This window comes from Zoogloea sp., assembly GCF_028693495.1.
GTDB lineage: Bacteria > Pseudomonadota > Gammaproteobacteria > Burkholderiales > Rhodocyclaceae > Zoogloea.
In genome coordinates this window covers 1-21,944 of record NZ_JAQUVG010000016.1, presented here as the reverse complement: position 1 = coordinate 21,944, position 21,944 = coordinate 1, and the positions used below count along the sequence as shown (strand labels likewise).

Sequence of the window (21,944 nt, the reverse complement as noted above, 5' to 3'; positions counted from 1 at the left end):
GCCGGGCACGGCTTCGAGGGGGCGAAGGGCCGGCGGCGCCCGTCTGCCAGAAAGCACAACGCCGGGACGTGCCCGGCGCTGGTCTTGGATTAGGGGACTCGCCCCCCGATTTGAAAACATTCCTACAGAAGCCCCGTCAAGCAGCGTGTCCGTGCGCAACCTCTACCGGCAACGCCCCGCTTGCACGGGCATCCAGAACAACCACTTCCACGGCGGTTCCATCGGCGGCGTAACTGACATGGGTGTTCCAGTCCTGCGACACCTCGCGAGCAATAGGCTTGTCACTCAGGCGAATCACAAGAATGTCGTCATCGTCGTAATACGTGGTTCTCATGGCGAGGCCTCCAAACTGAAGTGATGCATCACGGTCTTGACCACTACCGAATCTTCGAGCACCAGCACCGCGCAAACAAGATTGTCGGCACGCTCTGAAATGTGCTTGAACGCCCACAGGTGGGAGTCGTCCTTGTATCGTGTTTCTCCGGTATCGATTACCGCCAGCAATTCCGCTTGGCTGATATTGCGCTCATCCATGCGCAAGCGGGCATGACGGGTCAGAATGATCGGGCGGTCAAATCGGCGTGAGTGCATGGCTTGAACCATAACATAGCAGCGACGCCAGGCAATGCCCCGAAATTTCCCCCATACACCCCCCGCGGGGTCACTGACAAAACTGACAAAAGCCCCTTCTGTCAGTTTTGTCAGTTCGCTTCCTGGTGCATGTGGGGGAAAATCGGCTCCGCTCAGTGCTTCGCCACAGCAGTCTGTGAAGACTTCGGATTCACGATGTACAGCGTCTTGACCCGCCCGCGGGTTGGCTCCTGCCAGGCTTCCAGGTGTCCCAGTTCCACCAGCAGATCCAACCCGGCGGAAACCTGCTTTTGATCGGCCAGCCCTGACCAGCACGCCCGCTGAATGTCCCGCGTCCCGAAGCCCTCCCGCGGAAGATCCCCCTTTGCAATCCGCTCCAGGATCCGCCGTGCCGTATCCGCTTCGCCGGCCTGTGCCGCGCCATAGCAGCGCCGGGCATGGCTTTCGAGATACACCGCCCAATGCAGCGCCCGGAGTGTGGAAGGGAAGCCCACGGGGCCGCTGTGTCCGCCCGCCAGGTGAAAGACCAAGGGCGAGGGCCGGCGGCACCCGGGCGCCAGAAAGCACAACGCCGGGACATGCCCGGCGCTGGAATAACAGAGAGTGGGCAGAACGACGGTAACGACTACACCCGCTCCCCCAGGGCCAGCCGGGCGATGTAGCCCGACCGGGTTTCACCGGCCGCCCGTGCGGCACGATCCAGACGGGACAGCACCCGCCGGGGCAAGGTGATATTGACCCGTTCGACTTGGCTATCGAGCATCGCGGGATCGATCTCCACCACAGCCCAGATCCAGCCCGCAAACTCCGGCCGGCCCTGGTGTTCACTCACGGGGCGGGGCGGTGGGATGTCCTCCCCGTCATCAAGTAGCCCGTAAAGGTGAAGCACGATGGCTTCACGAGCCTGTTCGATGGCTTCGTCAAGGGTGTCTCCTGCTGAAAAGCAGCCCGGCAGATCGGGCACAACAACGCCCCAAGCGTTGGCATCGTTGCCAGGTTCAATTGCAATGGGGTAGCGCATCGCGGGGCCTCCTTTACTTGATGCCGGCTTGTTTCAGGATCGAATGCAGCGTTCCCGTCGGAAGGTCTTTCTTCGGGTGCGGCACCGTCACCCGGCCGGGTTTGGCGGGGTGCTTGAACTGGTGATGGCTGCCCCGTGTGGCGACTTCTTCCCAGCCATCGGCCTTGAGCATGCGAATCACGTCGGCGCTGTTTATGGTGTGTAGGATACACATAGGGCGGGATGCAGCAAACCCGTTCGCCTATCCCTAGAGCCTGTCCTGAACCATGCCATAGCCTTAAGATTCGCGGTCTATGGCAGACCGAAAACCCTACCCGACCGATGTCAGCGACGAAGAATGGGCCTTCGTCGCCCCTTACCTGATTCTGTTTCCGCTTGATGCCGGCCAGCGCCGGCACGATCTACGGGAAGTGTTCAACGCACTTCGCTACGTGGTGCGCACCGGCTGTCCGTGGCGGATGCTGCCCAACGACCTGCCGCCCTGGTCGTGCGTGCATCAGCAGATGCAGCGCTGATTCAAGGCCGGCTGTTTCGAGGCCATCGTGCACGACTTGCGCATGCTGCTGCGCCTGGCCGATGGGCGCACACCCCATCCCTCTGCGGCCATTCTGGACAGCCGGACGCTGCAATCGACCCCCACCAGCGGTGCCCGCGCCGGCTACAACGGGGCCAAGCGCAAGAAGGGCTCGAAAGTTCATCTGGCCGTCGATACGCTGGGCAACCTGCTGGCGCTGCATGTCACGCCGGCCAACGAACAGGATCGGGATCAAGTCGGCCAGTTGGCCGAGGCGATCCAGGACGTGAGCAATCAGGAGGTGACCCTGGCCTACGTCGATCAGGGGTATACCGGCCAGAACCCCGCCAATGCAGCCCTTGAACACGGCATCACCCTCGACGTGGTCAAACTCCCCGAGGCCAAGCGGGGATTCGTGCTGTTACCCCGGCGCTGGGTGGTCGAACGCAGTTTCGGTTGGGCAGCGCGCTTTCGCCGCTTGGCCCGGGATTACGAACGCTTGCCCGAAACCTTGGCTGGAGTGCACTATCTGGCCTTTGCCTGCCTCAGGCTGCCCCATCTGGCCGATGCCATGCACATCGTTCAGGACAGGCTCTAGGGAACTTCAAATTCCTAGCTACAAACCTAGCTACACAGATTGTAGGCGATTGGGTGATTTTGGGTGAAACGGCGTGAAACGGTGTTTTTTGAAAAGTGCTTGAATTCAAAGAACTAAGGCCACCGTATGAGGTGGCCTGAAACATCACTTGAACTTGTGGATCGCTGCGTTGATTTCGCGGATGGCTCGCTCGATTTCGTCTTCGGAGAGATCTTCCTGGTCGCGCTTGCTGCGCCCGAAGCCCTCCATCTGAGTTGTAAAGGCGTCGGCGGCCATGCCCCGGGTGGAGACGGAGTCCGGACCGTCGGCTTCCGGGTGATCGTCGTGCCAGCTCATGGCGATGAGGGAGAGGTTGTCGCACTGGGCGCCGCCCAGGCGCTCGGCTTCGTTCATCAGCCGGGGTACTCCTTCCATGACTTTGCCATTTTCCAGGAAGGATGCCAGCGTGTGGCTTTCCAGGTGGCCCCAGACGCCGTCGGAACAGAGGGCCAGAACATCCCCGTTGGTCAGGGGCACGGCCCGTGAAAACTCGATCTGGGGTGGGTGGTTGCCACCGAGGCAGCTGAAGATCCGGTTGCGGCTGGGGTGAACTGCCGCCGCCTCGGCGTCGAGCAGGCCCTGGTCCAGCATCATCTGGACCCGCGAGTGGTCACGGGTCTGAGCGACCACCTTGCCCCGGCGGATCATGTAGAGGCGGGAGTCCCCGGCGTGGGCCCAGTGGGCCACGCCGTCCTGGATCAGACAGGTGACGATGGTGGTCCGCGGGACGTCGGAGAGTTGCTTGTCGAAGGCGTAGTCGAGGATGGCGTGGTGGGCGTTGCTGATCACCCGGGACAGGAACAGGATGGGATCGGTGACCTTCGGACGGGCTTCCTGCTGGAAGGACTGGGCAATGAACTGCACCGCCAGCTGGGCGGCGATCTCCCCGTAGAGGTGCCCGCCCATCCCGTCGGCGAGCACCATCAGCAAGGCATCCCGGGTGTAGGAGTAAGCCACCCGGTCCTGGTTGGTGCGTCGCTTGCCGACGCGGCTCTCCTGGTAAATGGTGAATCTCATCAGCGACCCATGATTGTTTTAAGTTTTGATCCCAACCCTTCCAGCCAGGATTTCTGGGGCGGCGGCGCTTCCCGATGACGCTGGGCCAGCACCTTCTGCAGCGCAAAGCAGCTTTGCGGCCGTTTCAGGGGATCCAGTTGCAGGCACCAGTCAATGGTGGCCAGGAAGTGGGGCGAGTATTGACCCGCCCAGGCTTTGGTGGCCGGGACAACGGTGTCGTTGGTCAGACGCTCGTCGGAGCGTTGGGGGGAGGTGCCGGCCAGACAGGCGTACAGGCTGGCGCCTACGCTGTAGATGTCGCTCCAGGGTCCCAGGGCGTCCCGGCTGGTGAATTGCTCTGGTGAGGCAAAGCCGGGGGTGTACATGGGTTTCAGGATCGGTGTGTCGGACATCAGGGTCTGCCGTGCCGCCCCGAAGTCCAGGAGTACCGGGGTGCCGTCGGCGCGCAGGTAGATGTTGGACGGCTTGATGTCCAGATGCAGCAGCTTGTGGGCATGGACCTCCCGCAGGCCATTGAGCATGCGGGTGAACACGCCGCGAATGAAGCGTTCCCGGACGTTGCCCTTGTTCTTTTGAACGTAGTCGTGGAGGGTCCGTCCCCGCTCGAACTGCATCACCATGTAGACCGTGCCATTGGCCCGGAAGAAGTTGAGAACCCGGACCACGTTGGGATGCACCAGCTTGGCCAGGGCCCGGCCTTCCTCGAAAAAGCACTTCATGCCGTAACGGAATGCACCCTGGTGGGCCTCGGTCACATGGGGCGTTACCTCTCCTTCGGCGCGCAGGGCGAGGGAGTTGGGCAGGTACTCCTTGATGGCCACCGGGGTGCCGTCCTGGTCGTAAGCCAGATAGACGATGGAGAATCCACCCAGCGACAGCTGCCGCTCGACCCGGTAATGGTCGAGCTGGAAGCCGGGCGGCAAGGCGCAGTTTTGTTGAGTGGCCATCGGGCAGGGCGCTACACTTCGGTCTTTGGTGGCATTCGAAGCCTCCAGTTTACTTTGTTAATTTCGTTTGCCGCGCTCTCTCGGGAAAAACATCCAATGATTCACAGCATGACCGGCTATGCCGTCCAGACCCGCGACCTTGGCCCTGTCGCCCTGCACCTGGAGTTGCGGAGCGTCAATTCCCGTTACCTCGATCTGGCCTTCCGGATCAACGACGACCTGCGTCAGGCCGAACCCATGCTTCGGGAGGCGATCACCGGCCGCCTTGGGCGGGGCAAGGTGGAATGCCGTTTCAACCTGCAGGCAAAGGATAGCGCACCTCGTGACATCGCGATCAATGGTGCCGTCCTGAACCAGCTCAAGGCCGCGCAGGCAGCCGTGCTGGCAGGGTTTCCCCAGGCAGCGTCCCTTTCGGTGGGTGAGGTGCTGCGCTGGCCCGGGATCCTGGCGGATGACAGTGTCACGTTCGAGTCGATGCAGGCAGATATTGCGGCGACCATCGCGGCGGCCCTGGACGAACTGGTGGCGAGCCGGCGCCGGGAGGGTGAGAAGCTTGCCGAGATGATCCGCGGCCGGATTGCGCGGATGCGCGAGCTGGTGACCACAGTCCAGCCCCGGGTGCCGGCGCTGGTGGCGGAATACCAGGAAAAGCTGGCCAACCGCCTGCGCGATGCGGCAGCAACCCTGGACGATGACCGCATCCGCCTGGAAGTGGGGCTGTTCGCCCAGCGGGTGGATGTGGCTGAGGAGCTGTCCCGTCTCAGCACCCACCTGGATGAGGTGGAGCGCATCCTCAAGGCCGGAGGTTCGGCGGGCAAGCGCCTGGATTTCCTGATGCAGGAGCTCAACCGGGAGGCCAACACCCTCGGGTCCAAGGCCATGGCCGCCGACATGACCGCCATCGCGGTCGAACTCAAGCTGGCCATCGAGCAGATGCGCGAGCAGGTCCAGAACGTCGAATAAGGAAGGTCCATGCCCGGTACTCTGTTCATCGTCACCGCCCCCTCCGGCGCTGGCAAAACCACCCTGGTCGCCGCGTTGCTGGAACGGGATCCCCAGGTCAGGCTGTCGGTCTCCTACACCACCCGGGCGCCCCGGCCCGGTGAGGTGGAGGGGCAGCACTATCATTTCGTGGATCTGTCCACCTTTCTGTCCCTGAAGGACAGGGGTGTCTTCCTCGAGTGGGCGGAGGTGCATGGCAATTACTACGGCACTTCCAGGGCCTGGCTGGCCGAGCAGATCGGGTCCGGTACCGACATCCTGCTGGAGATCGACTGGCAGGGCGCCCAGCAGGTGCGCAAGGTGTTCCCCAAGGCGGTGGGTGTGTTCATCCTTCCTCCTTCCGTCGAGGAGCTCGAGCGTCGTCTGCGCGGACGCGGGACGGACAGCGAGGATGTGATTGCCCGCCGCGTGCTGGCAGCGCGCGGCGAGATGCGCCATGTGGCTGAGTTCGACTACGTTATAATCAACGAAGACCTGACCGCGGCCCAGGATGATCTGGTGGCCGTGGTGAGGGCATCCCGACTGCGCTACGCCAACCAGGAGGCGCGCAAGCCGGCGTTTTTCCATTACCTGGAACAGGATTGATATGGCCCGCGTTACTGTCGATGATTGTCTGAAACGAATCCCCAACCGCTTCCAGCTCACGCTGGCGGCGACCTATCGTGCCCGTCAGCTGACGGCCGGTGCCACGCCGCAGGTGGACCTGGATCGCCACGACAAGGACAAGCCCACCGTGGTTGCCCTCCGCGAGATTGCTGCTGGCAAGGTCGGCACCGAAGTCCTCAACCGCGGCCAGGCCTGAGCGCCCCGACCGGGAGTTGTGACATGGAACCCGCTGCTCCCATTCCGGTGACTGGTAGCGGCGTCTTTCAGCCTCCCGTTTCCTCCATCCTGCCCCTCGACTTTGCCCGCCTGAAGGCCTTGGTCGCGGCATATCTGCGTGCCGAGGACGTCGGGCGCATTGAGGCGGCCTATCACTTTTCTGCGGATGCCCATCAGGGGCAGATCCGCAAGAGTGGCGAACCCTACATCTCCCATCCTGTCGCCGTGGCCGAAATCCTGGCCGGCTGGAAACTGGACGGCCAGGCCCTGTGTGCTGCGCTGCTCCACGACGTGATGGAGGATACCCACATCTCCAAGGCGGAGATCGCCGAGCGCTTCGGGCGGACTACCGCCGAGCTGGTGGACGGGGTGTCAAAGCTCGACAAGATCGAATTCCAGTCCCACGAGGAAGCCCAGGCGGAAAACTTCCGCAAGATGCTGCTGGCCATGGCCAGCGATCTGCGGGTAATCCTCATCAAGCTGGCCGACCGTCTGCACAACATGCGGACCCTCGACCACATGCGGCCCGACAAGCGTCGCCGGATTGCCCGGGAAACCCAGGAAATCCATGCGCCGATTGCCAACCGGCTGGGCCTCAACAGCCTCTACCGGGAGCTCCAGGAGCTGGCGTTCACCCACCGTTATCCGATGCGTTTCGCGGTGCTCTCCAAGGCCATCCTTGCTGCCCGGGGCAATCGCCGCGAGGTGGTGGGCAAAATCCTCCACGCGATCGAGGAGCGCCTGCCCCAGTGGAGCATCCAGGCCGAGGTGCGGGGACGTGAAAAGCATCTCTACAGCATCTACCGCAAGATGGTCGAGAAGCACCTGAGCTTCTCCCAGGTGCTCGATATCTACGGTTTCCGGGTCATCGTGCCCGACATCCAGACCTGCTACCGGGCGCTGGGGGCCCTGCATGCCCTCTACAAGCCGGTGCCCGGCAAGTTCAAGGATTACATCGCCATTCCCAAGGGCAATGGCTACCAGTCCCTCCACACGACCCTGATCGGTCCCTTCGGCACGCCGGTGGAGGTGCAGATCCGCACCCACGAGATGAACCACATCGCCGAGAGCGGCGTGGCCTCCCACTGGCTCTACAAGGAAGACGAGAAGACCCTCACCGAGCTGCAGCACAAGACCCACTCCTGGCTGCAGTCCCTCCTCGAACTACAGAACACCTCCGGCGACTCCAGCGAATTCCTGGAGCACGTGAAGGTGGATCTGTTTCCCGGAGAGGTATACGCCTTCACTCCCAAGGGCAAGATCTTTGCTTTGCCCCGGGGCGCAACGGTGGTGGATTTTGCCTATGCGGTGCACACCGACGTGGGCAACCGCTGTGTCGCCGGGCGCATCAACGGTGAGCTGATGCCCCTGCGTACCGAACTCCACAATGGCGATCAGATCGAGATTATCACCGCAGCCCACGCCAGTCCCAATCCGGCCTGGCTGAGCTATGTGCGTACGGGCAAGGCCCGGGCGCAGATCCGTCATTTTCTCAAGAATGCGCAGCAGGAAGAGGCCTCCACGCTGGGGGAGCGCCTCCTGAACCAGGCCCTGCGTCCTCATGGACTGACCCTCGGTCAGGTCAGCACCTTCGCCTGGGACCGGTTCCTGCGGGAGTTTTCCCTCCCGAGTCGAAAGGAGCTGATGACCGACATCGGTCTCGGCAAGCGCCTGCCCGCCATCGTCGCCCGGCGCCTGGCGGAGATCCAGGACGTGGAATCCGGCCGGGCCGATGTGGTCAAGCCCAAGCCCGCAGGAGCCATCCTGATCCGTGGCACGGAAGGGGTTGCTGTCCAGCTGGCCCGCTGTTGCCGGCCGATCCCGGGCGACCCCATCGTCGGGATCATCCGCAAGGGGCAGGGACTGGAGGTGCACATGCACGACTGCCCCCAGGCCCGCAAGCTGCGCAGCGAGCGGGATCGCTGGATCGACGTGGAGTGGGAGGCTGCCACCGATCGTCTGTTCGATGTCACCCTCAAGCTTCTGACCCAGAACGTGCGGGGCGTGCTGGCCAAGGTTGCCAACGCCATTGCCGAGCAGGAGTGCAATATCCAGAACGTCAGCACCGATGGGGAGCAGGGGCCGTACTCCACGATCTACATCACCTTGCAGGTGACTCATCGCCTGCACCTGGCCAAGGTCATCCGGGGGATGCGCAACATTCCCGAGGTGGTCCGCATCAATCGCCTCAAGGCCGATCAGAAAGCGGTCTGAGGCTGCTAGAATCCACGTCGATCAAAGGGAGATACATATGGCTGGTTACGAATCCGAACACACCAAGTTCATGCGCGAATGGATGGAAAAGCATCCCGAGGAGCGTGAAGAGCAGAAAAAGGGGCGTGCCCTGTGGTGGGACAAGCCCCAGGATGCCGAAACCCAGCAGCAGTATGCTGCGGCCCGGGTGGACCAGAAGCCCTATCCTTACTCGGCAGAGTCCTGACGGATTCTGTTTGCCGCTGAGCTGAAGAAGGGCGCCTGCCCTTCCAGGTCATCCGGGGTCCCGCTTCTCCTGCCCGCCTTGAGTGCAGACAGGGGTTGCGGGGCCCTCATGCTTTATCCCACCCGTCATTGTTGCCGCATCCGTGGATTCTGCCTCTTCCCCCGTTAGTTCCGTTTTTCTGACTTCCCTCCATTCCCGCCTGGCGTTCATCGATGTGGAGACCACCGGTGCCAATCCGGCAGTGGATCGGGTCACCGAAATAGCCATCCTGCGCATCGAGGCAGGGGTGCTGGTGGAGCGCTGGTCCAGTCTGGTGAATCCGGAAAGGGCGATTCCGGCTCATATTCAGGATCTGGTGGGCATAACCGACGGGATGGTGGCCGACGCCCCCCGTTTCGCCGCCGTGGCAGAGCAGGTCCGCACCCTGCTGACCGATTGCGTCTTCGTGGCCCATAACGCGCGCTTCGACTACGGTTTTCTCAAGAACGAGTTCAGCCGGCTGGGACGGACCTTTGACGCGTCGGTGCTGTGTACCGTAAAACTGTCCCGCGCCCTTTATCCTCAGCATCACCGTCACGGCCTCGATGCACTGATCGAACGGCACGGGCTGAGCTGTTCGGCGCGCCACCGGGCCCTGGGCGACGCCGAGGCGCTTCATCAGTTTGCCGGGATCATGTCCCGCAGCTTCGAGCCGGACGCGCTGGACGCAGCGGTCCTCAAGGCAATGAGTGCGCCCAGCCGGCCTGCCGGGCTGCCGGAGGGGGTGCTGGAGGGCGTGCCCGAGGGGCATGGGGTGTATCTCTTTTTTGGCGAGCAGGATGTGCCCCTGTTCGTGGGCCGGGCCAGTCACCTGCGTTCGCAGGTGCTGGGGCTGTTCGCCGCCGAGCGACCGAAGGGGCGGGATGCCCGTATCGTTCAGCAGGTGCGCCGGGTGGACTGGCGGGCCACGGCCGGGGAGCTGGAGTCCCTCCTGCTGGAGTCCCGCCTGTTGCGGGAACTGCGTCCCAGCGAGAACAAGGTCGCTCCGGAGGATAACGTCTTCGGGCTGCGTTTCGAGCCGGACCGACGGCAGGGGCCGGTGCTGACCCGGGTTCCCCTCAATGCGGGCGATCCCCTGACCTGGGGCGAGGTGTTCGGTGCCTTTCGCAGCCGGAAGGAGGCCGATCATGCCCTGCGGGAGCTGACCAGCCTGTACAAGCTGTGTCCCCGCCGCGTCGGCATCGAGCCCTGGGGCGAGGGGGCGTGCCTGGCCCATCAGGCCCGGCGCTGTGCCGGCGTCTGTGCGGGCCGGGAGAGTAGCGCCGAGCATGATGCCCGCCTGCTCAAGGTTCTGGAAAGCCTGCGCCTCAAGCACTGGCCCTGGCCGGGGCCGGTGATGATCCATGAGGTCCGCGCCGGAGGCGCCCGGGAGGTCTGGCATCTGGTGGACCGCTGGTGCCTGCTGGGGAGTGTGGACAGTGCGGCCGCGTTCGAGGCCCTGCGAAAGGCGCCGCCGCCGCGGCGTTTCGATCTGGAGACCTGCCGTCTGCTTCAGCGCTGGCTGGATAGGGCCGCCGGAAAGGCCGCGATCCAGCCCGTCTGACCGGCTCCGGCGGCCCTCTGTGCGATCTGCCCGCAGGGGCATCAGACCGTGCGCTGTGCGCTCTGCCGTTCCCGCCAGCCTTCGATCAGGGAGTACACCGCCGGTACGACCACCAGGGTCAGGAGGGTGGAGCTGATCATGCCACCGATCACGGCGACGGCCAGCGGCTGGTTGGTTTCACTGCCGGCGCCGAAACCCAGGGCGGCGGGTGCAAGGGCCAGGATCACCGTCAGGGAGGTCATCAGCACCGGGCGCATCCGGATTGGGCAGGCGTTGCGCAGGGCCGCATCGACCGCCATGCCTTCGGCGCGCCGCTGATTGGTCAGGTCCACCAGCAGGATGGAGTTCTTCGCCACCAACCCGATCAGCAGCACCAGCCCGATCATCGAATAGATGTTGAGGGTCTGCCCGCTGATCCACAGGGCGGCCACGCCACCGACAATGGCGAGGGGCTGGGCCAGCATCACGATGGCGGGCTGCAGGAAGCTGTTGAACTGGCTGGCCAGGACCATGTAGAGCAGGGTCAGTGCCAGCGCGAAGGTGAAGGCCATGTACTTCTGGGTCTTGCCGAATTCTTCCGCCTGCCCGATCAGCTTGACCTGATAGCCGCTGGGCAGGATCTCGGCGGCACTCTGCCGGACCAGTTCCACGGCTTCGCCCAGGGGAATCGTCGGCGTGGCAAAGAAGGTGGCCGCGTACTGCAGGTCGAAACGGCCCACCACGGCCGGGCCCAGGCTTTCCTTGAAGCGGGCCACGCTGTCCAGACGGACCATCTCTCCGGATTTGTTGCGCAGGAAGATCCTTGAAAGATCGGAGGGCTGGGTGAAGCTGCCTTCCCGGGCCTTGACCCGGATGTCGTAGCGCTGGCCGTCCCCGGGTTCATCATTGAATTTGGCAATGTCCACGCCGCCGGTCAGCATGTTGATGGCCTGGGCCACGTCCTGGGTACTCAGGCCGGCATCGGCGATCCGCAGGCGATCGGGCTCGAAGACCAGCTGGGGCAGGTCGAGCTGCAGGTCTGTGTCGATGCGTCCCAGTACCGGAAGCGCTGCGAGCTTGCGCTGCAGGGCTGTGGCGTGGCGGCCGAGCTCCTGCAGGTTGTCCTCGGTCAGCACGAACTGGAGGGGCTCCCCCCGCTGGCCCTGGACCATCGGATAGGGTGCCGCAAAGACCCGGGCGCCGGCGATCTGGGCAAACTCCTTGCGCAGGAGCGGCAGGATTTCCTGCTGTTTGATGCTGCGTTCTTCCCGCGGCACCATCCGCACCACCACGGTCCCCTGGTTCACCTGGCCAGCGGTCCCCAGGCCGATCAGGGCAAACTCGGAGCGGATTTCCGGATGACGGTCCAGGATGGCCTCCACTTCCCGGAGTTTAGAGTCGGTGTAGTCGATGCTGGAGCCCAGGGGCGTGCGCAGGGCGACCAGAAAACGGCCTTCGTCCTGGTCCGGGGTAAAGGCCTTGCCTACGTGGGTGAAGAAGAAGGCACTTGAGGCAACCACTGCGATGGTGGCCAGCAGCACCCACCACCGATGGGTCAGGGCGCCGTTCAGGAGGTGGGTGTACATCCGGTCCATGCCTTCAAAGAACCGGTCGAAGGCCCGGTACACGGGGCCGTGCTGTTTCTCCACCTTCAGGTAGCGGGAGCACAGCATCGGCGTCAGGGTCAGCGATACGAACAGGGACACCAGCACGCCGAAGGTGACCACCAGGGCGAAGCTGCGGAAAAATTGTCCGATGATGCCCGAGATGAAGGCCACGGGCGCAAAGATGCAGACCAGCGAGAGGGTGGCGGCCATGACCGCGAAGACCACCTCGTTGCTGCCGTTGACCGCCGCAGAAACCGGGTCCGGGTCCAGCTCCTCCCGGTGGCGGAAGATGTTTTCCAGGACCACGATGGCGTCGTCCACCACCACGCCGATGAGCAGCAGCAGGGCCAGCATGGTCAGGGAGTTGAGGGTGAAGCCCGCGAAGTAGATCACCGCAATGGCGCCCATCAGCGATACCGGGATGGCCAGGGCGATGATCAAGGTGGACCGTACCGAGCGCAGGAAGAACCACACCACCAGCGAGGCCAGCAGGGTCCCTTCGATCAGGTGTTCCTTGAGGGATTTGACGATCTCCAGGATGAACACCGAGTCGTTGGACACGATGGACAGGGTCATGCCCGGTGGCAGGGCGGGCTGCAGCTCCTTTTCCACCTTTTCGATGATGCGATCGGTGATGGCGACCGTATTGGCATTGGCGATCTTGACCATGCCCAGGCCCACCGTGGGCTTGCCATTGAAGCGTGCCAGCTGGCGGTTGTCGGCCAGGCCGTCCTCGATCTCGGCCACGTCGGCCAGCCGGATGGGGGCCTTGTCCCGATAGGCCACGACCAGGTTGCGCAGCTCGTCGACCTTGTGGAACTCCAGATCCAGCTTGACCAGGCTCTCGGTCTTCTGGCCGACCACGAAACCGCCGGCAAGCTGGACATGCTCTTTGGCGAAGGCGTCGTTGATGTCCTGGGCGGTGACCGCCAGGGCGGCCATCCGGTCCGGTCGCAGGTTGATCCGGATTGTCCTGTCCCGTCTTCCCCCCAGGCGGACCTCGCCAACCCCGTCGATGGTTTCCAGGCGTTTCTTCAGGACGTTGAGGGCGTACTGGTTGAGCTGCTGCTGGGTGCGGTCCCCCTGAAGGGCCAGCCACATGATCGGCTGGGCGTTGGTTTCCACCTTGGCGATCACCGGTGGATCCACGTCCTTGGGGAGGCGGCGCAGGACCTGGTTGACCTTCGACTGCACCTCGTTGAAGGCCACGTCCACCTTTTTCTCGAGGGAGAAGGTGATGTTGATGACCGAAACGCCGGGAGACGAGGTGGACTGGACGTGCTCGATCCCCGGTACGCTGTTGACCGACGATTCGATCACGTTGGTGATGCTCGAGTCGACGATGTCCGGGTTGGCCCCCTTGAGGGTCGTGGTGACCGAGATCACCGGGAATTCGATCTGTGGGAAACGGTCCATGCCGATCCGCTGGTAGCCGATGATACCCACCAGGACCAGGACGGCGCTCATCATCCAGGCCAGCACATGGCGCTTGACGGAGAGTTCGGGCAGGGTCATGGTTTTGTGCCGGTTGTGGCCGCGGCCTGGGGCGGCGGGGATCCCGCGGGAGCCTTGACCGTGACTGCGGCACCGTCAGTCAGAAAACCGGCACCATTCTCGGCTACCGTTTCCCCCTCCGTCAGCCCCTTGAGCACCTCGATCCGGCCATCCCCCTTGAAGCCTGCCTCGATGATCCGTTGTTGGGCCTTGCCATCGGCAATCACATAGACCACCTTGCCCGCAGGACGGAGCACGACGCTCTGTTCGGGTACCACGATGGCGGCCGGCTTGCGCCCGGTGACCACCGATCCATTGACCGTACCGCCGGAAAGCAGGCTGTCGTTGCCGCTGACCCGCACCAGGACATCGATGGCCCGGCTGCTTTCGCTGAGGGTTGGCTTGATGTCTTCCACGGTCCCCTCGATGACCTGTTCCGGCGCCTGGGCGGGACTCAGTCGAACCGGCTGGCCTCTGCGGATACGTTGTGCGGCCGACTCCGGAAAGGGCAGGTGGGCCCGCAGGATCCGGTTGGAGACCAGTTTGAACAGGGGGTCACCCACCTTCACATAGTCTCCGGGGGAGACGATCTGGGTCTCGATGATGCCGTCGGTGGGGGCCGCCACCCGGGTGCGCCCCAGGTTGTTGCGGGTGCCGGTCGCCCGTGCCCGGGCGTTGGCCAACTGGGCGCGCAGGGCATCCCGCTGGGTCAGGCTGTCTTCGGCTCCATTTCTGGAGATGAAGCCCCGCGCCACCAGATCCTGCTGGCGTTGGGCAAAGCGTTCTGCCTGAGCCAGCAGGGCTTCCAGACGGGTGACTTCGGCCCCATCGGCCTGACCCTGGGTGGTGAAGTCGGTGGCATCCAGTTCCGCCAGCAACTGGCCGGCCCTTACCGGGTCACCGCTGCGCACGGCGACCCGGGTAACCCGCCCGGCGACCTCGGCGGCGATCTTCGGATCGATCAGCGCCTCCAGGGTGCCGAGGGTATCCTCGGTCACATCCAGGGCCACGCTGCGTGCGGCCGTGGTGGTGATCGGGGTGGGGGGTGGCCCGCCGGCTGTGGCCGGTGGGGTGTCGGCGGGCTTGCCGCAGCCGGAGAGTCCGAGGGCCAGGAGCAGGCTTGCGCAGGGGGCAAAACGAAAGGTTTTGGTCATCGGACGCACGCGGCGAGGTGGAGGGGCGGTGGCGGGTACCGTTCAGGGCAGGGGGCGTTCGCCCTTGAGCAGATGTTCCAGGGTTTCACGTTCGCGGATCAGGATGGTTTCCGTCCCATCCACCAGCACTTCTGCAGCCCGGGGGCGGGTGTTGTAGTTGGAGCTCATGGTCATGCCGTAGGCGCCTGCGGACAAAATGGCCAACAGGTCACCGGTTGCGACGGAGAGGTGGCGGTCGTGGCCGAGGAAGTCGCCGCTCTCGCAGATCGGGCCGACCACTTCATAGCGGGTGGCCGGAAGTTCGCGCGGGGCGACGGCGACGATCTCGTGGTAGGCGTCATAGAGCGCCGGGCGGGCCAGGTCGTTCATGGCCGCGTCGATGATGGCGAAATTCTTTTCGACGCCGGGCTTGAGGTATTCGATGCGGGTCAGCAGGAGGCCCGCATTGCCCACCAGGGAGCGGCCCGGCTCGAAGCACAGGGCTTCCTCGCGACCGGCAAAGCAGGCGAGCAGAGGCTTGAGGTAATCGGTCGGTGTGGGGGGCTCCTCGTCCCGGTAGCGGATGCCAAGACCGCCGCCCAGGTCGATGTGGTCGAGGGTGATGCCTTCGCTGGCCAACTGGTCCACGAGGCCGAGGATCTTTTCTGCCGCTTCCGTCATGGGCGCCGGATCCAGCAGCTGGGAGCCGATGTGGCAGTCGATGCCGCTGATCTCGATGTGGGACAGCCGGGCAGCCCTGCGGTACAGGTCAAGGGCTTCCGTAAAGGCAACGCCAAATTTGTTGCCCCGCAGGCCGGTGGAAATATAGGGGTGGGTGTTGGGGTTGACGTCCGGATTGACCCGGAAGGCGATGGGGGCGCGTTTCCCCATCTGCGCAGCCACCTCCTGGAGACGGTCCAGCTCGGCAGCGGATTCCACGTTGAAGCAGCCAATGCCCGTTTCCAGGGCGTAGCGCATTTCAGCCACGCTCTTGCCCACGCCGGAAAAGATCACCTTGCCAGGATCTCCACCGGCAGCCAGCACGCGGGCCAGCTCGCCACCCGAGACGACGTCGAATCCAGCCCCGAGTTTTGCAAAGACCGACAGGATGCCCAGGCTGGAGTTGGCCTTGACCGCGTAGCAGACCAGCGATTTGCGCAGCCCGAGGGCCTGCTGATAGGCGTTGAAGGCGCTGGTGAGGGCGGCACGGGAATAGACGTAGGTAGGCGTGCCGAAGCGCTCGGCGATCTCGCACAGGGCGACCCCTTCGAGGGTCAGGCCGGCGGATCCGGTGGTCAGGGTCGGGACGGGCAGGGCGGTGGTCATTGAGCGATGTCCTGGGGGGCGGGTTTGTTATGATCGACGGCCGTTGCACCCTTCGGGGCGATCGGTGCAGGTTCGGCAGGCTGGGTGGCCTGGGCCGCGGGCCTGGGGATCTGCGGGAGGTACAGCGGGCCCTTGATGCCGCAGCCGGCCAGCAGGATCGTGCCGCACGTGGCGGCAGCAAAGGCGATGTTTCGCATGGGTTCCGCGCAAAAGCGCAAATGTTAACAGATCAGGGGATTAGGCGATGAACGAAGCGGAATTCAACGCACTGGCAGAGCTCGAGCTGGCGCATCTGGAGAGTCTGCTGGAGGCTTGCAGCATCGATTTCGATTATGAGCTGAAGCCGGGAGGGATTGTTGAGCTGGAGTTCGACAACGGCAGCAAGATCATTGTGAATCGTCACAGTGCCGCCCGTGAGATCTGGCTGGCTGCCAAATCCGGCGGATTCCATTTTAAACCCGAAGGGGGGCGCTGGGTGGGCACCCGGGATGGGGCGGATTTCTATTCGGTGCTGTCCTGTTGCATGAGTGAGCAGGCGGGCGAACCGGTCAGCCTCGCGGGCTGACCGGCGTTTTGGCGGTCAGCCCGTTGCGGGGGAGAGTGCCGGCAGGGCGGGCGTTTCGTCGGCCGGTCCGCTGGCCGGTTCGGGGGGCGCTTCAGGTGGTGCGGCGGGCAGGTTTTCCTGGTAGATCATCTCCTCGTCCCCGCCGCTGGGCTGGATGCGGATCAGGCCCGCGGGTGCGGTCGGGTAGGTTTCGGGCGTGCCGTCCAGTGCCTTGCGCATGTAGTTGATCCACATGGGAAGCGCGGCTGCGCCGCCGGTTTCTCCGCGGCCCAGCTTGCGCGGCTGATCGAAGCCGATCCAGGCCACGGCGACCACCGTGGGCTGGTAGCCGCAGAACCAGGCGTCCAGGTAGTCGTTGGTGGTGCCGGTCTTGCCCGCCAGGTCGCCCCGCTTGAGGACCAGGGCCTTGGTGGCCGTGCCGCGCCGGACCACGTCCTTCATGATCGAATCCATCAGGTAGGCGTTGCGTTCGTCGATGGCCCGTTCAGCCGTTTCTCCGGCGACCGGTGGGTCTACCCTGCCCAGCACGGTCCCGGCTTCGTCGCGGATTTCCTGGACCACGTAGGGTTCGGTCCGGTAGCCGCCGTTGGCAAACACCGAGTAGCCACGCAGCATCTGCCAGGGGGTCACCGAGCCGGCGCCCAGGGCCATGGTCAGGTAAGGGGGATGCCGCTCTGCATCGAAGCCGAACCTGGTGATGTAGTCCTGGGCATAGCGCGGGCCGATGGATTTCAGCAGGCGGATCGAAACCATGTTCTTGGAGCGTGCCATGGCGGAGCGGACCGACATGGGGCCGTCGTACTTGCCGTCGTAGTTTTTGGGCTCCCAGGCCTGGGAGCCTGTTTCTCCTGCCGGGAAGGACAGGGGGGCGTCTTCCACCACGCTGTTGGGGCCGTAGCCCTTTTCAAAAGCCGCCGAGTAGATGAAGGGCTTGAAGCTGGAGCCGGGCTGGCGCCAGGCCTGGGTGACGTGGTTGAACTTGTTGCGGTTGAAGTCGAATCCGCCCACCAGGGCGCGAACGGCCCCGGTACGTGGGTCTGCTGCTGCCAGGGCCCCCTCCACCTCGGGCAGCTGGCTGATGGCCCAGCCGTTCTGGTTTCGTACGATGCGGATGATCGCGCCCGGGCGGATGCGTTTGTTGGGGGGAGCCTTGTCACCGATCATCGGGGCAGCAAAGCGCAGCCCGTCGCCGCTGATGCGGTGGATTTCTCCGTAGCGGTAGGCGATGACCGTGCCTTTGTCGACCTGGGTCACGATGGCCGCCTTCAGGTCATCCATGTCAGGGGTTTCGGCCAGGGCTTCGTCGAGCGCCTCATGCTGGTCCATGCTGGTTCGGCTTGCGTCCACATAGCCTTCGACGCCTCGATAACCGTGGCGTCGATCGTATTCCATGATGCCCTGGCGGAGGGCTTGGTATGCCGCCTGTTGTTCGTCCTTGCGGATGGTCGTGATGACCTTGATGCCTCGCGTGTAGGCCTCTTCGCGGTATTGCTCATAGGCGATCTGGCGAGCCATCTCTGCCACGTAGGCTGCGCTGCTGCCCAGATCCACTGCGCTGGTAACCACCTTGAGGGGCGTCTCCAGTGCATTCTGGTGCTCTGCCTCGGAGATGAAGCCCAGCTCGGCCATGCGCCGCAATACATAATGCTGGCGCAGCGCTGCGCGCTTGGGGTTGACCACCGGGTTGTAGGCGGAGGGCGCCTTGGGCAGGCCTGCCAGCATGGCCGCTTCGGGGATGTTCAGGTCACGGATGGGCTTGCCGAAGTAAGTGTGGGAGGCCACTGCGAAGCCGTAGGCCCGGCGTCCCAGGAAGATCTGGTTGACGTAGACCTCAAGGATCTGGTCCTTGGTGAGGTTTTGCTCGATCTTGAAGGCCAGCAGGATCTCGTAGAGCTTGCGGGACAGGGTTTTTTCCCGGCTCAGAAAGAAGTTGCGGGCCACCTGCATGGTGATCGTCGAGGCGCCCTGGCGCTTGCCGCCTGTGACCAGGTTGGCGCTGGCGGCTCGAAGTATGCCGGCGAAATCCACCCCGGAATGCTCGTAGAAGCGGTCATCCTCGGCGGCCAGGATGGCCTGCTTGAGGACGGGGGGAACATCCTGGATGCGAATGAAGGCACGACGCTCCTCTCCGTATTCGCCGATCAGTTCGCCATCGGCGGTGTAAACCCGCAGGGGGATCTTGGGCTGGTAGGCGGTCAGGGCTTCCAGAGTGGGCAGGGTGGGCCATGCAAAGGACACCACGAGGGCGACGATGGCAAGGCCGATGGCCAGCAGGCCGAGAAGGGCAACGAAGGGGTAGAGAACCCAGCGCATGACGGAAGCAGGAGTCTTTGTGAAGTAGGGCATTATACGAGGCGCAGGGCCTGGACGGTCCTGCTGTTGCAGGGCGGGCGCCCCGAGGCTTGCTTTACACATGTCATGGTTGTTGTTAGGATTTCAGGTAGATTGTTGTAATTGCGCCTAACATAAAGAATTTTCAGGATTTTTCGTGATCGACCTATCCTTTTTGAGCCCCCGGGCGCGCCCCCTGATCGGCGTCGACATTTCGTCGTCATCGGTCAAAATGGTTGAGCTGTCCGCGGCTGCTGGAGGGGGGTATCGGGTCGAACGTTATGCGATCGAATCCCTTCCCCGGGATGCTGTGGCTGATGGCAACATTGCCAGTCTGGAGGCGGTGGGGGATGCGATCCGCCGGGGTTGGCGGAGGCTCAACACTGCCACCAAGTTCGTTGCCCTCGCGCTGCCGGCCTCGGCCGTCATCACCAAGAAGATCATCCTGCCTGCCGGCCTGCGAGACCAGGAGCTGGAGGTGCAGGTCGAGTCCGAAGCCAATCAGTACATCCCCTTTGCCCTGGATGAGGTCAATCTGGATTTTCAGGTGCTGGGCCCCGCGGCCTCCGGTACCGAAGAGGACGAGGTCCTGATCGCCGCATCCCGCAAGGAAAAGGTGGAGGACCGGGTCGCTGCCGCCGAGTCGGCGGGGCTCAAGGCGCTGGTGATGGATGTGGAGTCCTATGCCGCCCTGGCCGCTTTTGAACTGGTTCAGGAGCAGTTGCCGGACAGGGGTGAGGACAAGATCATCGCCCTGGTGGATGCCGGTGCCAACGTGATGAATGTATCCGTGCTGCGCAATGGCGTGCAGGTCTATGCCCGGGAGCAGGCGTTCGGTGGTTTCCTCCTGACCCAGGACATCATGCGTCATTTTGGCCTGTCCCTTGAGGAAGCCGAAGCGGGCAAGCGTACCGGCTCGCTTCCCGAGAGTTACGAGACCGAGGTGCTGCGCCCCTTCATGGACGCCCTGGCGCTGGAGGTGTCCCGGGCCCTCCAGTTCTTCTTCACCTCGACCCAGTTCAATCAGGTGGATCACATTGTGCTGGCGGGTGGTTGTGCCGTGATTGCCGGCCTGGCCGAGACCGTGACCGGTCGAACCCAGGTCAATACCCTGGTGGCCAACCCCTTTGCCAGCATGACGCTCGGCAGCAAGATCCGCCCCAAGAACCTCGCCATTGACGCGCCCGCCCTGCTGGTAGCCTGTGGTCTGGCCCTGCGGAGGTTTGACTCGTGATCCGCATCAATCTGCTTCCCCACCGGGAAGAAAAGCGCAAGGCCCGTCGTCATCAGTTCATTCTGCTGGCGGCCCTGGTGGCCTTCGGTGGTTTGCTCGTGTGGTTCGCAGGCCGCTCCCTGATCGACGGTCAGGTCACCGCTCAGGAGGAGAAAAACGCCTTCCTGCGTGAGGAGATCGCAGTTCTGGACAAGGAGATCGTCGAGATCCGGGGGTTGCGGGAGCAGGCTGAGGCGCTGCTGGCGCGCAAGCAGGTCATCGAATCCCTGCAGACCAGCCGCACCGGTACGGTCCACATCTTCAACGAACTGGCCCGTCAGATGCCCGAGGGCGTTTATGTCAAGAGCCTCAAGCAGAGTGGCAAGCAGATCAACCTGACGGGATATGCCCAGTCCAACGCCCGGGTGTCTGCGCTGATGCGCAACCTGGATGCTTCGCCTTACCTGGAACAGGCCAGTCTGGTCGAAGTCAAGGCTGCCACCATCAACAATCGGCGGGTCAGCGAGTTCAATCTCAATGTGAGCATCGAGAGCCTGAAAGCGCCCGATGCCGCCGAGCTCAAAAACAAAGGTGTGACAGGGACGGGGGGTAAGCCCTGATGAGTATCAAGGAAACCCTGGAGCGCTTGCGCACGCTTGATCTGGAAGACCTGCAAAGGGAGTTTCGTGGTCTGGATCCCAATGATCCGGGCCAATGGCCCCTGGTTCCCCGTGTCGTCGCCCTGGCCTCGATCTTCTTTGCGATCGTACTGGCAGGGTGGTGGTTTGACTGGCAGGGCCAGCTCGAGCAGCTGACGGTCAAGGAGAGTGATGAGCTCACCTTGAAGGAGGACTGGCTCAACAAGAAGCGCCAGGCCATCAACCTGGCGGAATACCGACGCCAGCTGAGCGAAATCGACCGGCAGTTCGGTGCTCTTCTCAAGCAGCTCCCTAACAGTTCCGAGATTGAATCCCTGCTGGCGGACATCAACCAGGCAGGGCTTGGACGGGGCCTGCAATTCGAGCTGTTCAAGCCGGGGGCCGAGTCCTCCAAGGATTTCTACGCAGAGTTGCCCATCGTCGTGCGTGTGGTCGGCTCCTACCACGATCTGGGGGAGTTTGTCAGCGATGTCGCCAAAATGCCCCGTATTGTCACCCTCAATGACATCGCGCTCGAAGCGACCAAAGAGGGCACGCTCAAGTTTGACGCCACGGCGGTGACCTATCGTTATCTGGACGATGAGGAAGTGGCTCAGCTGCGCAAGGCCAAAGCCAAGGAAAAGGGTCCCAAGTGATGAGCAAGAAAGCCGCCTTTCTGCTGCCTCTGGCCCTGTCCGTGTCTCTCGCTGCCTGCTCCGACGAGCAGCAGGACATGCGTGCCTGGATGAATGAGGCCTCCCGTGACCTGAAACCCAATCTGCGTCCCCTGCCACCCATTCAGCAGGGCGAGGAAGTGGCCTATGACGCAGCGGGGCTTGTCGACCCTTTTCGCCCGGCCAAGCTGGAGCCGGACAAGAAGTCCAACCAGTTCATCCCCGACGCAAACCGGCGCAAGGAGCCTCTTGAGGCCTACCCCCTTGAAAGCCTGAAGATGGTCGGCGTGCTGCTGAAAGGCGGTCAGGCCCATGCCATCGTCGCCATGGACAAGACCCTGCACCAGGTGCGGGTGGGCAACTACCTGGGTCAGAATTATGGGCAGGTGACCGCCATCAACGAAACCGCAA

The 21,944-nt window shown here is 63.6% G+C and carries 23 protein-coding genes and 1 pseudogene; 12 read left to right on the top strand and 12 right to left on the bottom strand.

The features are described 5' to 3' along the window. Positions 1-136: 136 nt before the first annotated feature. The 5 genes from PHD22_RS04545 to PHD22_RS04525 form a co-directional block, all read right to left on the bottom strand. On the bottom strand, positions 137-334 hold the full coding sequence (locus PHD22_RS04545; RefSeq protein ID WP_299862913.1) for a DUF2283 domain-containing protein: 198 nt from the start codon (positions 332-334) through the stop codon (positions 137-139). After that, positions 331-591, bottom strand: coding sequence for a DUF4258 domain-containing protein (locus PHD22_RS04540; RefSeq protein WP_299862910.1), 261 nt, complete (start codon positions 589-591; stop codon positions 331-333). Before PHD22_RS04540 ends, PHD22_RS04545 begins: the two co-directional genes overlap by 4 nt. A gap of 152 nt (positions 592-743) precedes the next feature. Continuing rightward, positions 744-1,085 carry a hypothetical protein gene (locus tag PHD22_RS04535; protein ID WP_299862907.1) on the bottom strand — a complete coding sequence of 114 codons (342 nt, stop codon included), beginning with the start codon at positions 1,083-1,085 and terminating at the stop codon, positions 744-746. A gap of 131 nt (positions 1,086-1,216) precedes the next feature. Continuing rightward, a complete protein-coding gene (locus tag PHD22_RS04530) occupies positions 1,217-1,612 on the bottom strand; it encodes a type II toxin-antitoxin system HicB family antitoxin (RefSeq protein WP_299862904.1) in 396 nt (131 codons plus the stop codon). A 13-nt stretch (positions 1,613-1,625) separates the two neighbouring features. Further along, complete coding sequence (locus PHD22_RS04525) at positions 1,626-1,826, bottom strand: type II toxin-antitoxin system HicA family toxin (protein ID WP_299862901.1); 201 nt, start codon at positions 1,824-1,826, stop codon at positions 1,626-1,628. Positions 1,827-1,905: 79 nt separating this feature from the next. Between PHD22_RS04525 and PHD22_RS04520 the strand changes: the two are divergent. Then, a pseudogene (locus PHD22_RS04520) lies at positions 1,906-2,724 on the top strand (IS5 family transposase). A gap of 144 nt (positions 2,725-2,868) precedes the next feature. Here PHD22_RS04520 and PHD22_RS04515 read toward each other — a convergent pair. Both PHD22_RS04515 and PHD22_RS04510 read right to left on the bottom strand, forming a co-directional pair. Beyond that, positions 2,869-3,780: a PP2C family serine/threonine-protein phosphatase gene (locus PHD22_RS04515; RefSeq protein WP_299862899.1), complete on the bottom strand. Its 912-nt coding sequence runs from the start codon at positions 3,778-3,780 to the stop codon at positions 2,869-2,871. Then, positions 3,780-4,727 carry a serine/threonine-protein kinase gene (locus PHD22_RS04510; protein WP_299862895.1) on the bottom strand — a complete coding sequence of 316 codons (948 nt, stop codon included), beginning with the start codon at positions 4,725-4,727 and terminating at the stop codon, positions 3,780-3,782. Before PHD22_RS04510 ends, PHD22_RS04515 begins: the two co-directional genes overlap by 1 nt. Before the next feature lie 96 nt (positions 4,728-4,823). Here PHD22_RS04510 and PHD22_RS04505 point away from each other — a divergent pair, with 96 nt between their 5' ends. From PHD22_RS04505 to PHD22_RS04480, 6 genes are all read left to right on the top strand, one after another. Then, positions 4,824-5,690, top strand: coding sequence for a YicC/YloC family endoribonuclease (locus tag PHD22_RS04505; protein WP_299862892.1), 867 nt, complete (start codon positions 4,824-4,826; stop codon positions 5,688-5,690). Between the two features lie 9 nt (positions 5,691-5,699). Continuing rightward, positions 5,700-6,314, top strand: coding sequence for a guanylate kinase (gene gmk / locus PHD22_RS04500; RefSeq protein WP_299862889.1), 615 nt, complete (start codon positions 5,700-5,702; stop codon positions 6,312-6,314). Position 6,315: 1 nt separating this feature from the next. Then, complete coding sequence (rpoZ, locus tag PHD22_RS04495) at positions 6,316-6,531, top strand: DNA-directed RNA polymerase subunit omega (protein WP_299862886.1); 216 nt, start codon at positions 6,316-6,318, stop codon at positions 6,529-6,531. A 23-nt stretch (positions 6,532-6,554) separates the two neighbouring features. Beyond that, positions 6,555-8,765 (top strand): bifunctional (p)ppGpp synthetase/guanosine-3',5'-bis(diphosphate) 3'-pyrophosphohydrolase, encoded by a 2,211-nt coding sequence (locus PHD22_RS04490; RefSeq protein ID WP_299862882.1) that lies wholly within the window; start codon positions 6,555-6,557, stop codon positions 8,763-8,765. Between the two features lie 37 nt (positions 8,766-8,802). Next, positions 8,803-8,991, top strand: a complete 189-nt coding sequence (locus tag PHD22_RS04485) for a DUF3460 family protein (protein ID WP_299862879.1) — start codon at positions 8,803-8,805, stop codon at positions 8,989-8,991. Positions 8,992-9,133: 142 nt separating this feature from the next. After that, positions 9,134-10,573 (top strand): exonuclease domain-containing protein, encoded by a 1,440-nt coding sequence (locus PHD22_RS04480; protein ID WP_299862876.1) that lies wholly within the window; start codon positions 9,134-9,136, stop codon positions 10,571-10,573. A 41-nt stretch (positions 10,574-10,614) separates the two neighbouring features. Here PHD22_RS04480 and PHD22_RS04475 read toward each other — a convergent pair whose 3' ends face one another. The 4 genes from PHD22_RS04475 to PHD22_RS04460 are packed head-to-tail and all read right to left on the bottom strand — an operon-like array spanning position 10,615 to position 16,309. Continuing rightward, positions 10,615-13,674: an efflux RND transporter permease subunit gene (locus tag PHD22_RS04475; protein WP_299862873.1), complete on the bottom strand. Its 3,060-nt coding sequence runs from the start codon at positions 13,672-13,674 to the stop codon at positions 10,615-10,617. Next, positions 13,671-14,807: an efflux RND transporter periplasmic adaptor subunit gene (locus tag PHD22_RS04470; protein WP_299862871.1), complete on the bottom strand. Its 1,137-nt coding sequence runs from the start codon at positions 14,805-14,807 to the stop codon at positions 13,671-13,673. Before PHD22_RS04470 ends, PHD22_RS04475 begins: the two co-directional genes overlap by 4 nt. 42 nt (positions 14,808-14,849) lie before the next feature. Then, positions 14,850-16,112, bottom strand: a complete 1,263-nt coding sequence (gene lysA / locus PHD22_RS04465; RefSeq protein WP_299862868.1) for a diaminopimelate decarboxylase — start codon at positions 16,110-16,112, stop codon at positions 14,850-14,852. Further along, positions 16,109-16,309, bottom strand: coding sequence for a lipoprotein (locus tag PHD22_RS04460; protein WP_299862865.1), 201 nt, complete (start codon positions 16,307-16,309; stop codon positions 16,109-16,111). Before PHD22_RS04460 ends, lysA begins: the two co-directional genes overlap by 4 nt. A gap of 47 nt (positions 16,310-16,356) precedes the next feature. Between PHD22_RS04460 and cyaY the strand changes: the two genes are divergently transcribed. Then, on the top strand, positions 16,357-16,677 hold the full coding sequence (gene cyaY / locus PHD22_RS04455) for an iron donor protein CyaY (RefSeq protein WP_299862862.1): 321 nt from the start codon (positions 16,357-16,359) through the stop codon (positions 16,675-16,677). 15 nt (positions 16,678-16,692) lie between these two features. On the opposite strand, the gene PHD22_RS04450 is transcribed toward cyaY, so the two are convergent. Continuing rightward, positions 16,693-18,990 (bottom strand): penicillin-binding protein 1A, encoded by a 2,298-nt coding sequence (locus tag PHD22_RS04450; protein WP_299862980.1) that lies wholly within the window; start codon positions 18,988-18,990, stop codon positions 16,693-16,695. 175 nt (positions 18,991-19,165) lie between these two features. On the opposite strand from PHD22_RS04450, the gene PHD22_RS04445 reads away from it, so the two are divergent. From PHD22_RS04445 to PHD22_RS04430, 4 genes are all read left to right on the top strand, one after another. Then, positions 19,166-20,242 carry a pilus assembly protein PilM gene (locus PHD22_RS04445; protein WP_299862859.1) on the top strand — a complete coding sequence of 359 codons (1,077 nt, stop codon included), beginning with the start codon at positions 19,166-19,168 and terminating at the stop codon, positions 20,240-20,242. After that, a complete protein-coding gene (locus tag PHD22_RS04440; protein ID WP_299862856.1) occupies positions 20,239-20,841 on the top strand; it encodes a PilN domain-containing protein in 603 nt (200 codons plus the stop codon). The genes PHD22_RS04445 and PHD22_RS04440 overlap by 4 nt, the downstream gene beginning before the upstream one ends. Then, positions 20,841-21,515: a type 4a pilus biogenesis protein PilO gene (locus PHD22_RS04435; protein WP_299862853.1), complete on the top strand. Its 675-nt coding sequence runs from the start codon at positions 20,841-20,843 to the stop codon at positions 21,513-21,515. Before PHD22_RS04440 ends, PHD22_RS04435 begins: the two co-directional genes overlap by 1 nt. Continuing rightward, the coding region (locus tag PHD22_RS04430; protein ID WP_299862851.1) for a pilus assembly protein PilP at positions 21,515-21,944 on the top strand (430 nt) is incomplete at its 3' end. The genes PHD22_RS04435 and PHD22_RS04430, both read left to right, overlap by 1 nt.